The organism is Novosphingobium sp. NFX11, assembly GCF_057376415.1.
Genome location: NZ_CP080385.1, coordinates 847,161 through 862,330, shown reverse-complemented (window position 1 = coordinate 862,330; position 15,170 = coordinate 847,161). Strand labels below are relative to the sequence as shown.

At 61.3% G+C, this 15,170-nt stretch carries 11 protein-coding genes and 1 pseudogene; 8 read left to right on the top strand and 4 right to left on the bottom strand.

The window, feature by feature from the left end; all coding sequences use genetic code 11:
* Positions 1-126: 126 nt before the first annotated feature.
* Positions 127-867, bottom strand: a complete 741-nt coding sequence (locus tag KZO24_RS21730) for a Crp/Fnr family transcriptional regulator (RefSeq protein ID WP_486487675.1) — start codon at positions 865-867, stop codon at positions 127-129.
* Positions 868-1,525: 658 nt separating this feature from the next.
* Here KZO24_RS21730 and KZO24_RS21725 point away from each other — a divergent pair.
* Positions 1,526-1,825, top strand: a complete 300-nt coding sequence (locus KZO24_RS21725) for a hypothetical protein (protein ID WP_486487674.1) — start codon at positions 1,526-1,528, stop codon at positions 1,823-1,825.
* A gap of 548 nt (positions 1,826-2,373) precedes the next feature.
* Here the strand turns inward: KZO24_RS21725 and KZO24_RS21720 are convergent.
* A complete protein-coding gene (locus KZO24_RS21720; RefSeq protein WP_285020560.1) occupies positions 2,374-2,784 on the bottom strand; it encodes a MarR family winged helix-turn-helix transcriptional regulator in 411 nt (136 codons plus the stop codon).
* Positions 2,785-2,883: 99 nt separating this feature from the next.
* Between KZO24_RS21720 and KZO24_RS21715 the strand changes: the two genes are divergently transcribed.
* Positions 2,884-4,635, top strand: coding sequence for a chloride channel protein (locus KZO24_RS21715; protein WP_486487673.1), 1,752 nt, complete (start codon positions 2,884-2,886; stop codon positions 4,633-4,635).
* 250 nt (positions 4,636-4,885) lie between these two features.
* Here the strand turns inward: KZO24_RS21715 and KZO24_RS21710 are convergent, their stop codons facing one another.
* Entirely contained in the window at positions 4,886-6,175 is a 1,290-nt protein-coding gene (locus KZO24_RS21710) for a glycoside hydrolase family 27 protein (RefSeq protein ID WP_271181551.1), read from the bottom strand.
* A 709-nt stretch (positions 6,176-6,884) separates the two neighbouring features.
* Between KZO24_RS21710 and KZO24_RS21705 the strand changes: the two genes are divergently transcribed.
* Positions 6,885-7,160, top strand: a complete 276-nt coding sequence (locus KZO24_RS21705) for an HU family DNA-binding protein (RefSeq protein WP_271181550.1) — start codon at positions 6,885-6,887, stop codon at positions 7,158-7,160.
* Positions 7,161-7,487: 327 nt separating this feature from the next.
* Positions 7,488-7,574 (top strand): annotated as a pseudogene (locus KZO24_RS21700) (hypothetical protein); the annotation flags it as partial.
* Between the two features lie 867 nt (positions 7,575-8,441).
* On the opposite strand, the gene KZO24_RS21695 reads toward KZO24_RS21700, so the two are convergent.
* The gene (locus tag KZO24_RS21695; protein ID WP_271181546.1) at positions 8,442-9,698 is read right to left on the bottom strand and encodes a TetR family transcriptional regulator; all 1,257 of its coding nucleotides are present in this window, start codon (positions 9,696-9,698) and stop codon (positions 8,442-8,444) included.
* A 374-nt stretch (positions 9,699-10,072) separates the two neighbouring features.
* On the opposite strand from KZO24_RS21695, the gene KZO24_RS21690 reads away from it, so the two are divergent.
* Genes KZO24_RS21690 through KZO24_RS21675 form a run of 4 tightly spaced genes read left to right on the top strand, consistent with a single transcriptional unit; the run spans position 10,073 to position 15,142 of the window.
* Positions 10,073-12,400 carry a TonB-dependent receptor gene (locus KZO24_RS21690; protein ID WP_271181545.1) on the top strand — a complete coding sequence of 776 codons (2,328 nt, stop codon included), beginning with the start codon at positions 10,073-10,075 and terminating at the stop codon, positions 12,398-12,400.
* Between the two features lie 20 nt (positions 12,401-12,420).
* Positions 12,421-13,392 (top strand): DUF7064 domain-containing protein, encoded by a 972-nt coding sequence (locus KZO24_RS21685; RefSeq protein ID WP_271181544.1) that lies wholly within the window; start codon positions 12,421-12,423, stop codon positions 13,390-13,392.
* Complete coding sequence (locus KZO24_RS21680) at positions 13,389-14,636, top strand: phosphotransferase family protein (RefSeq protein ID WP_271181543.1); 1,248 nt, start codon at positions 13,389-13,391, stop codon at positions 14,634-14,636. The genes KZO24_RS21685 and KZO24_RS21680 overlap by 4 nt, the downstream gene beginning before the upstream one ends.
* Positions 14,633-15,142, top strand: coding sequence for a hypothetical protein (locus KZO24_RS21675; RefSeq protein WP_271181542.1), 510 nt, complete (start codon positions 14,633-14,635; stop codon positions 15,140-15,142). The genes KZO24_RS21680 and KZO24_RS21675 overlap by 4 nt, the downstream gene beginning before the upstream one ends.
* Positions 15,143-15,170 lie beyond the last annotated feature (28 nt).

The following is a 15,170-nucleotide window of genomic DNA, read 5'->3' as shown; positions in this document are numbered from 1 at the left end:
GGATGGCGGGCCCGGCCAATATGTCGATCGAGGACGTATCACGCTGCGGCACCGCCGCCTTCGTACTCAAAGGCTTCCGTTACTGCGGGAAGACAACCGCCCGTTTTTCGAAGAACGGGCAAGCCTTCACACGCTGTGCAGCGATGCGGCCCTTGGCGGATCTCCCATGATTACGGCATAGCGAGTTTCTGCCACTCCGTAGAAACGGCCGCAGTACTCCTCAAGACCTTGTCGATCGCGAATTGTTATGAGGCCGCGCTGGGCGTGGATATGTCCGGTGGCCTCAAGGTTATGGATAGCATGAGTCACACTGGCCCGCCGGACGCCGAGCATCAGCGAGATCGTCTCGTGCGTCAGCGGGAGTGTGTCGATGCCTGTCCGATCGTGATACATCAACAGCTTGCGGGCGAGCCGCTGCTGGATAGTGGCGCGCGCGGCTGCGCTAGCCGCCAAGCTGATCTGTACCGTCTGAGCCTGAATGTAGCGAAAAAGGTATGCACGCAGGCTTATGCTGGATCTGACGCATTCCTGGAATGCACCGACATCCGCAAACAGACCCTCGCCCCCGACCTGAACAAGGCTATCTCGCTGCGGTATGAGGTTTGCGATCACGCTGAGCCCGATCATACCCTCGCGTCCAACGACACCAACCTCGATTGGTTCACGAAGATCGCCGGTTTCGAGGCTTGAGACCACGCCGGATTCGATAAAGCAGATGGCGCTAGGCCATACGCCGGTGCGTTCGAGATACGTCCTGATTGCCAGAGGTCGGCGAGACAGCAATGGCCAGACGAGTTGCCGCTCATTAAACCCAAGGCCGCGAAGCAGCCAATTGGTCGTTTTGCCAAAGCTCTTATCGGCTTTCATTGACCCCCTCCTCCTGTTTGAAACCGGAACAACGACTCCCTTTGTCTATAGTATAGAACGGTTCACCTGGCGCGGTGTTCCATGATGAAATAGCACGCCAAGGCGGATGCGCCTCTTGTCGCCAAGCCTGACCAGGCAAGTGGTGCTAATCGCTCACAGTCTTTACTTGGTGCGATACCGTACCGTGATTTTCGTATCCAGATCAGCGTATTTTCAGGTATTCGAAGTTTCTGACGGAGGGGCGAAGGCGCCCTGTTCGGACTCGTCCGGATTTGGGCAAAGTCGCCGACAATAAAACCGCAGATTCTCAAAAGTATTGGGGGTACTTCATGGCTTACGGTATTCATGCGCGAAACGCTGGCATCCGAATTCCACGTGCCGCGCATCGCTCGTGGTCGGAAAGCAGGGCTCTTTCACGTAAACCGCTCGAGACTTGCGAAATGGCCGCGTGGCAAAGGAAATTCTGGTCTCTCGTCGATGGCGAGGCCGATTGAAGGCTCAATGCAGATCGCCTTCACATCCCATGAAAAGTGAAAACGGACCGCGAGCGCAGCATTCCGGATTCTTCACAAGATTAGGAGCGTCGATGACTAACGTATATTCCGACTTTTTCGGCCTGCAGTTTCGCAAGGCATTCGCAGTTCCAGAGCGTCTGAGCGTGACCGTTGAAGCCAACCAAACAGTGCTCGCAGCGCACGCACAAGCGGCGCAGAATCTTTTTGCAGCACAGGCGACCGCCGGGCGAGACCGAGTACGCTCTGCAATCGAGGAACTTTCGGGTTGTGCCGGCGAAGACCGCATCGGCGCATTCGCGCAACTGGCCATAGCCTCGGCACGTACGCAGGCAGCCGATTTCGCGGATTGGGGTCGGCTCTATCTGGACACGTGGTCGAACCTCACTTCCTCGCTTGCGAAGGTCCGGAGTTCGGAAGCCGCACTGCCCGAGGCTGCGTTCTGAGGGGGCTAGGGCGCTGGATTGGGGGTTTTCCTGGGGATCGGTAAAAGTGTACCAACGCTCTGCGCTTGCCGCATCCGGATGCTCTCACCCTCATCTCCACGCCTATTGGCATGACGCAGGCCAAGAAACGCGCGATGAACCGAATGGTCCACGTTCAATGAAGCGACCCGAAGGGTGTGTCTGTGCTTGACCACCCATCATATTGTCGGCGGAGTTTGAACGCTCCGCCGACCTTTTTGCAGCAGGTTGCGGGTGGCATTGCCCTCCCTCGCAGCGCAGCAGGCCGAGCAACCTCCCGTTATGTGGTGATCGTATGGTATCGCCCCACTCAGCTACTTTTGCATAGCGGTGTTTAATGAGCGTGCTTTTCCACCCGGGCACGCAGCGGAATAGCCGGACGGTTCGATTCCCGCACAACCCTTACGACCGCTGGCCGGCACGAGTAGCTTCCGGGAATGGACTGACGACTGGTGAAGGCACATGCCCGACGCACCTTGCGGGAAGTCGGGCCAGTCATGCTGTGGTATTCCGCAGCCGCAGGTAAATCTTCACGCAACTTCGAGCGACTCTAGCAGCCGGGTTACAACGGGCAGTAAGCGCCTGATCTCTTCGCGGTGAGTTGCACTCAGCGTTTCAAGTATCTGCAGGGCACCTGGGGTCAGGGACAGAACAGCCTGCCGCTTGTCGCGAGGCGAAGGCTCGCGCCGAACGAGTCCCAGACCCTCCATCCGGTTCACCAGTCCTGTGGCACTGTGCGGCTTCAGGATAAGACGCTCGGCGACATGGCCGATCGTGGCCGTCCCCGGCAGTGCCGCGCGGATCACCAACAGCGCCTGGTGCTGCTGTGGGGTCAGCCCGCATTGAGCCGCCTCGCCTTCGCTAAACGCCAGGAACTGCCGCAGTGAATAGCGGAAATCGGCGAGCGCGAGATAATCCGCGTCTGTCAGTTTGCTGGCCATAAGCTCAGTCCCGGCTTCGCGCCCTCTCTGTCAACCGTTGATATATATCGTGTTACGATATATTGCGCGAGCCACCCTGTCAGCGAGCCGAGCACTATCATGATTCCCGCGACCTCATTCCCCTCCCGTCGCCCTCTTGCCGATCACAGCGCGGATCGGCGCATGCTGCTGCTCGCGGCGGCGGCGCTGGTCGTCGGCAGTGGGGGTGCGATCGGGGCATGGGTGCTGCTCAAGGCGATCGCGATCGCAACCAATCTGTTCTGGTTCGGACGCCTTTCCGGCGCGCCCGTGCAGATCATAGACAACGTGCTGGGTCTGTGGCTGATCGCCGTGCCGGTGATTGGAAGCCTGATCGTGGGGCTGATGGCACGCTACGGGTCGGACAAGATTCGCGGCCACGGCATACCCGAAGCGATCGAGGCGATCCTCTACGGTGAGAGCCGCCTATCGCGTAAGGTTGCCTTGCTAAAGCCGCTGTCTTCAGCGATCTCGATCGGAAGCGGCGGTCCCTTTGGTGCTGAAGGACCGATCATCATGACCGGCGGCGCCATCGGATCGCTGTTCGCTCAGGCGTTCCATTTCAGCGCCGCCGAGCGCAAGACCTTGCTCGTTGCGGGCGCGGCAGCGGGCATGACGGCGATCTTCGGCACACCGATGGCGGCGATCCTTCTGGCCATCGAGGTGCTTCTCTTCGAATGGAAGCCGCGCAGCTTCGTGCCCGTCGTCATCGCCGTGCTCGTTTCGTGGCTCTGGCGGCCGCTCCTGATAGAGGCCGGGCCACTGTTTCCCGTCCACCATGCGATCGCCCTCGCCGCCCGGCATATCGGCCTGGCAGTAGCGGTGGGCGTTCTGGCCGGGACGCAGGCATCGCTGCTCTCAGGCGCGCTCTACAGGATCGAGGACATGTTTGCCCGGTTGCCCCTCCACTGGATGTGGTGGCCGGCTCTCGGCGGGCTGGCAGTGGGGCTGGGCGGCCTGATCGACGCCCATGTCCTGGGTGCCGGCTACGAGAGCATCCGGGGTCTTCTGGATGGTTCGCTCGCCATGCGGGTGGTGTTGGCGCTGCTGGTGGTCAAGGCGGTGGTATGGCTTATCGCACTGGGCTCAGGCACTTCGGGCGGCGTGCTCGCGCCGCTGCTGTTGCTGGGCGGCGCGCTTGGCTTCGTTCTGGGCCAGTACCTGCCCGGCGGGGGCGGCCTGTGGGCGCTCGCCGGAATGGCCGGAATCCTGAGCGGCGCCATGCGCGCGCCATTGACGGCGGCGCTGTTCGCGGTCGAGTTGACCGGTGATTTCGCTATGCTTCCGCTGACGCTGGCAGCGTCGGCAGGAGCTTACGCCATCAGCGTGCTGGTTATGCGCCGCTCGATACTGACCGAGAAAATTGCCCGGCGCGGCCGGCATATCCTGCAGGAATACACCGTCGACCAATTCGACTTTCTCCAGGCCGCGCAGTTCATGACATCTGAGCCGGAGGTGCTGGCCGGCAGCATGACCCTCGCCGATGCGGTCGTCTTTTTCAGAACCGATGCGCGCCATCGCAGCTACCCGGTTGTGGCCGAAGACGGCACGCTCACCGGTCTCGTTTCGCGCGCGGATGCGCTGCGCTGGCAGGTCGATAGCGTTCCGGCGGATGCCACGCTCGCCGACGCACTGTCCGACGCGTCGCAGACCTGCGGCAGCCCGCATGACCCGCTCAGCCGGATCGCGGATCTCATGATCGAGACGGGCATCGGTCGCATTCCGATTGTTGCCCCTGAGACGCAGCGGGTTGTCGGCATCCTGACCAGACACGACCTGCTGAAGGTCCGCAACGTGCATCACAGCCTCGAGACGATGCGGGCACGAACATGACCTGAGGTTTTGATATCGTGGCACTTTGCGCCTTGGCTCGGTTACGCAGTTGATCTGCGATATCGGCCTACACTGCGAAGGGCGTCGTCCGAACCAAGCCGAACGGCTGAGCCAGTCTGACTACGGCCATATAATCGGAAGGGCAGGTCCTAAAGCTGGTTGCGAGCCGCCGGAATTGGTGGCCGAGAGGCTGCTTAAAGTCTGCGATGCCCGTCCGGCGTGATCGCCGGACGGGTCATGCAAGACGGGTCTAGGTCAACCGGTAAAGAGCGCTTTCATGGGATTCCAGCTGCAAGGCGATGTTGCGCGTTTTGATTCCAAGATCTTGTCGGGCCCATATATCGCGGACCGATACAGTCTGGCCTGCGTTCAGTGCGGACAAGGGAATCGTCAGGTCCCGCGTGCCCTTGTCGAGGTTGAACACCCCTAGATAGCGGGCGCCGCTATGCTCGCTGGTCGCCGACCAGACGCGGATTCCGTCAAACAGAAAATGTGGCCGATTATCCCGACTGGCCTGATTCACGGCCAGAACTTCGGGGTTGGTCAGCAAGGCCAGAGTGGCACCGTCAAGGTGACGCAAGTCGCCGCCCATGATGAGGGGTGAGCGGGTGATCGACCACAGGCTCATCAGCGTTCGCTGTTCGTGCGGCGTGAAGCGAGTGTCGCGCTCTCCCAATGCAAGTCGGCCAAGAGGGAGCATGTCCGGGTCGGGCCATGACCCGGGGCCTCGATACGGCGTCCAGTTTTCCAGCCGGGTGAACTGCGCTTCGAGTTGTGGCCATTCGTCCCAGAAGTCGTCGGAAATGCGCCACATCTGCGCATAGCGACGGACATGGTCATGGTGCAGGACCGGCGTTTCACCAGGCGACAGGCTCAGCGTGATCGGCCTTCCGCAGCGGGCGATGGCCTTGGCGACGGCCTCGATCTCTGGCGCGTGCGCGTCGTAAGGGCGGCTCATGTCATCCATCTTCACGAACTCGACGCCCCAGGAGGCGTAGAGTCGGAAGAGGCCGTCATAGTATTCCTGAGCGCCCGGCTTGCTCATATCGACGCCATACATGTCCGGATTCCATGAGCAGATGCTTGAGGTATCCGCGATGTCCTGTGCCCGCAGGTGCGTCCCCATCACCGGAAGATTCTGCTTCACGGCGGCCCGCGCGATACCCCGCATCACATGGATGCCGAACTTCATTCCCATCGCATGAACTTTCGCCGCCAGCGGAGCGAAGCCCTTGCCGCTGTTTGCAGAGGGGAAACGATTGGGGGCCGGAATCAGGCGGCCATAGCCATCCAGCGCGGGGACGGGTGCTGCGTTGTACGTGTAGCTCTTCGCGTCTGGCTCGTACCACTGGATATCCACGGTGAATACGTCGTAGCCGAACGGCAGCAACGTATCCCGCATGATCGCTGCCGTTTCGAGAGCTTGCGCCTCTGTTATCGTGCCGGCGAAACTGTTCCAGCTATTCCAGCCCATGGGCGGGCGCGATGCCAGCGTGCCCGGCTTTACGTTGACAGCCGCTGCGACACCTTTGTGCGCCATTCCGGCCAAGGGGCCAGCGGCGGCGGAAAAAGCGCCGCCCGACGAGATAGGTCCACCTTTAATATCCTCCCCGGCCTCGCTGCGAAAATTTGTCGGAGTAATGGAACTTCAACAGGGAACCTGTCAACATGACTAAACCCGAACGGCCATGGGGCCGACCGACGGGTCCCTCGGGGCGTCTTGGGCAGTTCATCGACGAACTCGATTTCGCGGGGGTGGGCACGGGCCCACATTCGGCATCGACCACCGCCGTAGGCTCGATCAAGATGCTTTCGACGTTTAACGGCCTGATATGTTATTCCGAAGGCGCAATCGCCTCATCGGCCCTGCCAACCAAACGTATGCCCTCGTCATCGTTCAGTTCCGCGGTGTCGCTGGTCAGGCAATATCGTGTCCCGAGCGATGGGCTTTCCGGCCCTTGATATCCCTCGAACCAGAAGATCGCGAGTTCGGCCGGGAAGCCTGCTGACGGACGACTTGAGAGCGGCAACTCGCTCCGCGCCGCCGCGGCGCTTGTTGCATGATCCGTACGGCTGTTCGGCCCGGAGGGTGGCACATATCCACGCGCTGTGGACAAAACGGCCTGGAGGAGCGTTTGATGCAACTGTACGGCTTTGAACGAGGTTTCAGTTGTTCCATGGTGGAAGACCGCACAGCCCGTAAATCAGCGTGGCCGGCGGAACACAGACATCGACAGGACGAACTTCTCATGAACAACAGCGATCTCGCCGACGCAATTGCCAACGATCACGGTATTGCCAAGACCGACGCCCGCAAGATTGTAGACGCCGTCTTTGACGCAATTGGCACTGCGGCCGCCAAGGGCGAGGAAGTCTCGCTCAACGGCTTCGGCAAGTTCAAGGTCAAGGACAGCCCCGAGCGGGAAGGTCGCAATCCTGCTACCGGCGAAGCAATGACCATCAAGGCTTCGAAGAAGCTGACCTTCACGGCCGCCAAGGCGGTCAAGGACAAGCTCAACGGCTGATGCGATACCGGTGGGCGGCGTATGTGGATTCCCAGCGCCGCCCCCGGCCACAATATCTCCGTCGAGCTTCCGAGGCCGAGCGAATATGGTCGTATGGATTGCATTGGGCCAGCTAGGCTGATCTGGACGACCTGCATACGCCGCTCCGGCCAGATGGTTCGTAGGCCCCGCTGCGTGTCGATTACGCCAATGGCTGCGAAAGTTCACCGGAATCGCCTCGGACGCTGCGCTTGAAAACACCGCGATCTTGCCAGCGGGGATGTGATGCTCAAGTACCCCGACAGCTACACCAATACCGAACTGCTTGCGACGTAGCCGACGGATCAGGCGAACGCCATTCTCTTCCTTGTCAGCGATATGAGCAAGGCGATCACCGGGCGTGTACTGACGGTCGATAACGGCGCGTTCATGTAAAGAAGCGTGCCGGATTTCAAATAGAATTAGGCTGAAAAGATATGCAATAGCCGATCTTTTCAGCGGCAAGATCGCGATCGCACCGGAGGTGACAGCGGCATCGGCCTGGACGGCTTAACGTCGAAGAAGGCGCCCCGGATCACGATCGCGGACATCGCCAAAGAAGAAGGGCAGGCCCTGTCGCTGCGGAAGAGACCAGGCTTGCCATACTATCTCCGGCTGGCTTGATCGTCGGGGATGCAAAGTACCGGGTTCAGGTCGTATGCCGGGCTGCGCGGATCCAACGTGTTCAGGGAAGAGATGCGCGACCTCTCCGCTGGCGACCGAATTCAGTGGCGGTTTGTAAACCGCGAGCTCGGACTCAAGAATGCCGAGCGCGGAACTGTCGAACCGATAGAGGAAGTGTCGCGACCGTCCCACAGGATTGCAATGCGAAAGCCCAGGGTATCGACCCTTCCGTGCACATGGCCTGGGATCACGGATATGCCGAGACTGTCTACTGCGCGCAGTCGAAGGCCTGATGACCGGTCTTCGTCCTTGCCCCGATCGCATCCCCATTCGTTACCGGGCAGAACTACTAAACTGTGACCCCGCGGGCACGGTTCGGCGTGAAGCTGTGGACCGAGGACCGTAAGCTTCTGTTCGAAAGGCTCCATTTTCCGGGGCGCGTCGCTGGCTGGGCGTAATCTGCGGTTCAGATGATCGGCAGATGGCTGAACTTGCTGATCAACCATAATCGTAGTTTGGACCACGTCCATCATAGGTCCGGTGGTGCCGAGCGGTCTTGATAGCGCGTCAGCGATACGGCGCAAAATATTTCTTAAGTATATTTATCTTACTCATACTATGTATGTATGATATTTACGATTATTGGTTCCCGAATATCCAGGAAGCTCCTGAATTAAGGTTGCTAACAGTGATGCGAGTTTTTAGATTTACTGCAGTGTTGATTACGGCCGAGCCTTTGATCCAGATGGCGAAGGCGGATGCCTGGTCCCGGCCGATGGGCTTGAAGGTCGCTTCGAGGATACGACTGGTTCGATAAGTGCCCCAGCCGTCAAGTTCGCGCAGGAACACCACCAGCGGTTTGAGGGAAGGGCGCGAGCGCGCGAGCAGGCAGGTTTGAACTGTCAGCCGCGCATAGGTGCAATAGAACCCTGCGGGTTCGCCGTCATCCGCGCCCTGCAGGTGCCGGTTCAGGGCTGTCAGCCACTGCTGCACCGAGAGACGGCGTCCTTCGATGGTCCTGTTGGGGTCGAGTTCAGGAGGTATATCGGATAGCATGGCGCGCCAGATCGCTTCGTCCACGAAGGCATCCATCGAGCCGAAGTAGTAGGCAATCGCGGAATTCGACGCTCCTGCGTTGCGTGCCGTCGACCTTTGGTTGACCGCGCCGATTCCATTTTGGAGTATTTCCTCCCGGGCGTGAAACAGCAGGCGGTCACGAATGGAGCCGTTGGCATCGGGCGTGCCCGGCCCCAAAGGCGGAGGGACGACATTGAGCGTGTCGGCAATGCTGACTTCCTCGCGCTTGTTGGCGGACGGGCTAATTCCCAATAGGGCGCGTATAGTTTCTTTCAGAAGCAGGTCGTAACGCAAGCTTCCCTGAAGTGCGGTCGCGTAGCTTTCTTCCATGAGTGCGTAGTCGGCCAGGATCGCGGGCATATCGGGCTGAAGTCCGCATTGCAGGCTCGCTGCCTTCCAGAAGTCCCGGCGCATGGCGTGCCATGTGCCCAAAAGGCTTGCAATGTGGGCAGGCGCGGTTGTCGTCACCCAGGATAGCATGAAGCGGGGCACATCCGCTGTAGCCCTGGTCTCAACGTAATAGCAGAGGAAATCCCCGAGCGTCGTTTGCCCGACGGGAAGCGGAGAAAGTTGTTCCAGCAGGTCTGCATGGCTCGCCTCCTCGATGGCGATGGCCCGATCGAGGGCGGCGAGCATAAGGCCCTCACTGTTGCCGAATTTCTGAAAGATGTAGGCGGTGGAACAGCCTGATCGCGCGGCGATGGTACGCAGCGACAACTTGTCCAATCCCTGATGCGCGATCATCGCTATCGTGTGCATCACCAGCTGGTCCGCGATGGCGGCTGACGGTTCATTCTGTGAGGCATTGTCGTCTAACATCGATCGTATCTCGCTCACGTGAACTGGCGATTTCTGCCGTTCGATCCGTTTTGCACATGCCTGGCATGTGCACTCCTCTCTTTATGCGTCACGTCCCTCCCGATGCCAGATCAGGCTGGTTCAAAGCTGTGGGCACGGTCGAGATTCGATTGTAATATAACGACTGATCTAACTTCAACACGTTATATAGGCAGGATCTGCGTCAGGATTGTCCGAAAAATATAACGAATGACCTACTTGTAAACCAGTTACCTTGTGGTAAGTTGAGTCGGAGTTCGCGCACTGCCTTAGGGCCAAAAAATCAATCGCGCGGACGAGGAGAGCCTTCATCCGGCGACAAAGCCGGAAAGGAATGATGTCGGAGGGGACACCAAATGGCCTTGCAGAAGTTTCTGTCGTCCAGCGCCGGCGTGGCGCTGCTTGCCGTATCGAGCCATGCCGCTGCCCAGGAAGTACCGGTTTCAACGCCGCAGAGCGCATCCACGACTGCCGCATCGACCGAAATCATCGTCACCGCCCAGCGCCGCTCGGAGAGCCTGCAGCGTACACCCGTCTCTGTATCTGTCGTCACCGGTGACGCCCTTGCCAGACAGGCGATCGTGTCCGAGCGCGACCTCCAGATGGCGGCGCCCGGGCTGACGGTCGAAGCGCAGCAGAACGATAACCAGCTGAACTATTCCCTGCGCGGGCAGACGGTCGATACCTTCACCAGCTCGCTGCCCGCAGTCCTGCCTTATGTGAACGAGGTGCAGGTGGGAGGGGTGGGGCAGACGGCCTTCTACGACCTGCAGTCGGTGCAGGTGCTCAAGGGGCCGCAAGGCACCCTGTTCGGCCGCAATGCGACCGGCGGCGCGGTACTGTTCACCACGCGCAAGCCTACCGACGAACTGTCCGGCTACGGATCGGTGCGTTACGGCCGGTTCAACGACTTCCAGCTCGAAGGCGCGGTGGGCGGCGCGATCGTGGAGGACCAGGTGCTCGTGCGGGTGGCGGGGGTCTACCGGTCGCGGGACGGGTATCAGCTCAATCTCTACGACGGCAGCAAGCTGGGCAAGATCGAGCGGGAAGGCGTCAGGTTCAGTCTTACGCTCAAGCCGTCGCCCGATTTTACCAATGATCTTGTCGCGGAATACTACCATGACAAGGGCACCAACATTTCGGGTTCGGTGTCCTACGTCGTGCCGACGAGTGCCAATGCGCCGGGTTATCCTTTCGTCCCAACGAATGTGCTGTTCCCCGGTCTCGCCGATTTCGCGCAGGCGCAGCGCGAACGCGGTCCCTTCGTGGTCGACGTCGACTCGCTGGGGGATCACCGCATTTCGAAATGGGTGGTGTCGAACATTACGTCGTTCGAGATCGCGGACAATGTCACGCTCAAGAACGTGTTCGGTTATGTCCATGTCGGCTTCCTCGACGCGGGCGACCTCGACGGCACGTCCTACGGCATCGACGGACGCGGCAATGCGCAGACGGGCGCTCAGGGCAGCCGGGGCACGATCGAGCAGATCTCGGACGAACTGCAACTTGTGGGCAAGGCGATCGACGGGCGGCTCGAGTACGTCACCGGCGTCTACGCCGCCAAGATCACCGATCACACGCGCAACACCAGCTACATCCTGAACGAGCTTGGCCTGCCGCCCCAGATCAATGCGGGGACGACCACGAGCAAGGCCATCGCAGGCTACGCGCAGGGTACGTTCGACACGGGACTTGCCGGTTTCAAGGTGACGGGCGGCATCCGTTACACATCGGAAAAGGTCAGCTTCGTTCGCGACGCCGACGACCTGTTCTCCGCCGCGACCCATCCCGAATTCGCGCCGTTCTACGCCGACGGACGCTTCATCGATCCGCAGCGCGACACCTTCAACAAGCTAAGCTGGACCGCCGGCATCCAGAACCAGGTGACGCCGGACCTGCTGCTCTACGCCTCGTCGCGACGCAGTTTCCGCAGTGGCGGGTTCAACTTCCACGCACCGCCGACGCCGGGCTTCGCGGATGAATCTGGCGGCGAGTACCGCCCCGAGATCGCCACCGACGTCGAACTGGGCGCGAAGTTCCACGGCTATGCCGGAACGATGCCGGTCAATCTCAACCTGGCGCTCTACAACATGTGGGTGAAGAACGTGCAGCGCGCCTTCTACACCTCGATCTATGGCGGGCTGGCCGGCATCACCGTGAACGTGCCCAAGGCCAAGATCAGGGGCTTCGAACTCGACGGTAATATTCGGCCTGCCGACTGGCTGGTGATCGGCGGCAACGTCAATTACACCCACGCGCGTTTCACGGATAACGTAGTGTCGGTGATCGGCATTGACGGGACCAGCACCGGCACCGCCGTCTACGATACCTATCCGGATACGCCCAAATGGTCGGGCGTGTTCTATTCGGACATCACGATCCCGGTGAGCGAGCGGTTCAACGCTGTCCTTCATGGCGATGTCTACGCGCAGACTTCCAATTACTATAGTTCTACCGGCAAGTCGCTCAATCCGAACACCCAGATCCCGGGCTACGCGCTCGCCAACTTCCGGGTCGGGCTGGAGCAGAAGGAAGACGGCCTGTCGCTGTCGGTGCTGGTGAAGAACGCCTTCAAAAAGACCTACTACAGCGGCGGCATCGGCTTCGCGAGCCTGTTCGGCCTCAACTTCGTGGTTCCCGGTGAGCCCCGCACCTTCATGCTCGAAGCCCGCTATCGTTTCTGAATTTCGTAGAAAGCAGAGCCATGATTACTGCCGACGATTTCAAGTTCCACCCCCGCGATCCGGCCGATCCGCACTGGACCGAGACGATCTTCGTAATCTTCTCGGTCCCCGAAGCAGGCGTCAGCGGCAACCTCTACGTGCTGGCGCGGCCGAACCTGGGCATCTGTCACAGCTCGATCGAGATACACAAGGGGATGTGTTTCCATCCCTGGCAGATACATCACAACGACAGCCAGATGCACTTGCCCTGCCCGGAGGACTTTTCCGACTTCACGCTGGAAAACGGCTTGTCGTTCAAGGCGTTCGACGAACGGGACAGCCGCTTCACCTACAAGTCGCTGGACGGCGCCTGCGAGGTGGACCTGTCGTTCCGGGCGATCTGCGATCCGTTCGATCCGCATGATCCAGCACAAGTCCCGGCGCTGGGAGGCGGCCAGGTCGATGGCTACGACGGCTGGAACAACGGGCACATGGAAAGCAAGGGGCGCATCGAAGGATCGCTGCTGCTGCGCGGCCGGCGCTATGCCATCCGCTGCGTCGACGGCATGGACAAGAGCTGGGGCCCGCGCCGCGACTGGGGCAACAAGGCGGCCAGCTGGGTCCATGTCGACCTCGACGGCGAGACGGGCGCGTTCCTCGTCTTCGGGCTCGGGTTCGAGAACAAGGAACTGCGCTACGGGCCGTTCAAGTACGGCTTCTTGGCGATCGACGGCGAACGGCGCCCGATCGTGTCCGCGAGCATGACCGCCAAGCGTTCCGACATGCTGGTGACCCGGGCCGACGTGCGGTTCGAGGACGACCGCGGCAATGTCTATACCGCGCGCGGATCGACCGTGGCGGCGGCGCCCTGGTACAACTTCAACCCGTCGAGCGCGGCCTACCAGACGCTCATGCGCTGGGAGAGCGACCATGGCGTCGGCTACAGTCACATCGCCGACTTCAGCGGGCTGAACTTCCTGTCCGAAGGCATGGCCGACGAGTTCGCGCAATGACGGCGGCCGTGATGTCCCATCCGGTGCTGTCCTTTACCGAGGCGCAGCGGCGCCATCCCGACGAGGCGATGATCGCCCGCATCCGCGATCGCTACCCCACCGAGCCCGAGATCGATGCGGTCCTGACCCGCAAGATGCGCCGCCGTCGCGGCGATCCGTACAAGGCGGTTCCGATCGAACGGCTGGTCGCGGGCGTTACGGCGATGATCGGCGAGGAGCTTGGCTACGAGGCGCAAGTCTCAAACGCCCGCTGGCTGTCGGGCGGGGCATCGAAGCTGCAGATGGTCTTCGACCTCACGTGGCGAGGGCTTGACGGGCAGGCTCCCGAAAGCGTCGAAACGCTAGTGCTGCGCATGGAGCCCGCCGCCTCGGTGACCGAATCCAGTCGCCGCCGCGAATTCGAGGTGCTGAACGCGGTCCAGGGCGTGATCCCGGCGCCGCGCCCCTACTGGGTGGACCCAGAGGCACGCCATCTGCCGTATCCGGGAATGGTCTATGCCTTTGCAAAAGGCGCGGCAAAGCCCAGCGTCGGCGTGGAGAAGGTATCGGGCCTGGGGCAGAACTACGGCCCCGAACTGCGCGCGAAACTCGCGCCGCATTTCGTCTCCCTGCTCGCGCGCCTGCATACCGTCGATCCGGGCGAATGCACCGCGATGGTCTCGTTCATGCAGGCACAGGCGGGCTCGAACGCATCCGTAATCCGGCAGGTGAACGCCTATCGCCGGATCTGGGAAGAGGACCGGATCGAGGAGGAGCCTTTCCTCGAAGTCGTCTACCAGTGGCTCATCGCCCACGCGCCGTCGGTGGACCGTCCGTCGATCGTCCACGGCGACTATCGCAGCGGCAACTTCCTGTTCGACGAGGCATCCGGCGCAATCACCGCCTGGCTCGACTGGGAAGGCGCGGTCATCGGCGATCGGCATCAGGACCTCACCTACGCCACGCTGCCCACCTTCCAGCATCTTTCGGAGGACGGCGGAAGCGTGCTGGCGTCAGGGATGATGTCGAAGGACGATTTCTACGCCGCATACGAGGCGGCCTCGGGGCTCCCGGTCGATCCGGTGCGGATCCGCTACTTCGAGATATTCAACCGCTATCTCGTCTGCGTCCTGACGCTCGCCGCCTCGGCGCGCGCTTCGCTGCAGGCGGGGACGCATCAGGACGTGCTCGTGAACTTCGTGTCGCAGATGGGGCACACGGCCATCGCCGACCTGCGCGAGCGGTTTCTGGAGGTCACACGATGAACCAGTCTTTCGAAACGCAGGTCCGCATCGCGATCCGCGCGCTCAGCGACGTCATAGCGCCCGCGCTCGCCGGTGCGGACAAGCACGTGGTCGAGCAACTGCAGCTGACGATCGCCACGCTGGGCTTCGTGGCTGACCGCATTCCCGAAGCGACCCGCTTCGCGCGGCTCGAACTGTCGTCCTGCCTTGCGCTGGCGGAGCGGGCCAGAGCGATCGTGCAGCCCAGCCTGCCGGCCGAGAGCGAGGCGCTGGCCGCCGGAATCTCGGTGGGCGAAGAGGTGCTTGCGCTCTGCGTCCGCGATGCGGCGGATTGCGAGGTTGCCAGCCGTCACTTGCGCGAACAGCTGGCGGCGCTGGTGGCGACCACGCATGGCTCTCCCTGCGAACGGGACCTGACCGCCGCCATCCTCGATGGCAGCGAGGCGATGCTGGCGCAGGCGCGGCTATGGGCCTTGCCCTTCGGCTTCGAGCTGACCCCCGAGGCGTTGCCGGCACCCGCCTGGTAACGCGCCCTGTTTTACACTTCCCCCAACC

What these genes read in the sequence shown, in the direction of transcription:
- KZO24_RS21730 (WP_486487675.1), bottom strand. Translation starts at nt 867, where the DNA reads ATGAAAGCCGATAAGAGCTTTGGCAAAACGACCAATTGGCTGCTTCGC.
- KZO24_RS21720 (WP_285020560.1), bottom strand. Translation starts at nt 2,784, where the DNA reads ATGGCCAGCAAACTGACAGACGCGGATTATCTCGCGCTCGCCGATTTC.
- KZO24_RS21715 (WP_486487673.1), top strand. Translation starts at nt 2,884, where the DNA reads ATGATTCCCGCGACCTCATTCCCCTCCCGTCGCCCTCTTGCCGATCAC.
- KZO24_RS21710 (WP_271181551.1), bottom strand. Translation starts at nt 6,175, where the DNA reads ATGGCGCACAAAGGTGTCGCAGCGGCTGTCAACGTAAAGCCGGGCACG.
- KZO24_RS21705 (WP_271181550.1), top strand. Translation starts at nt 6,885, where the DNA reads ATGAACAACAGCGATCTCGCCGACGCAATTGCCAACGATCACGGTATT.
- KZO24_RS21695 (WP_271181546.1), bottom strand. Translation starts at nt 9,698, where the DNA reads ATGTTAGACGACAATGCCTCACAGAATGAACCGTCAGCCGCCATCGCG.
- KZO24_RS21690 (WP_271181545.1), top strand. Translation starts at nt 10,073, where the DNA reads ATGGCCTTGCAGAAGTTTCTGTCGTCCAGCGCCGGCGTGGCGCTGCTT.
- KZO24_RS21685 (WP_271181544.1), top strand. Translation starts at nt 12,421, where the DNA reads ATGATTACTGCCGACGATTTCAAGTTCCACCCCCGCGATCCGGCCGAT.
- KZO24_RS21680 (WP_271181543.1), top strand. Translation starts at nt 13,389, where the DNA reads ATGACGGCGGCCGTGATGTCCCATCCGGTGCTGTCCTTTACCGAGGCG.
- KZO24_RS21675 (WP_271181542.1), top strand. Translation starts at nt 14,633, where the DNA reads ATGAACCAGTCTTTCGAAACGCAGGTCCGCATCGCGATCCGCGCGCTC.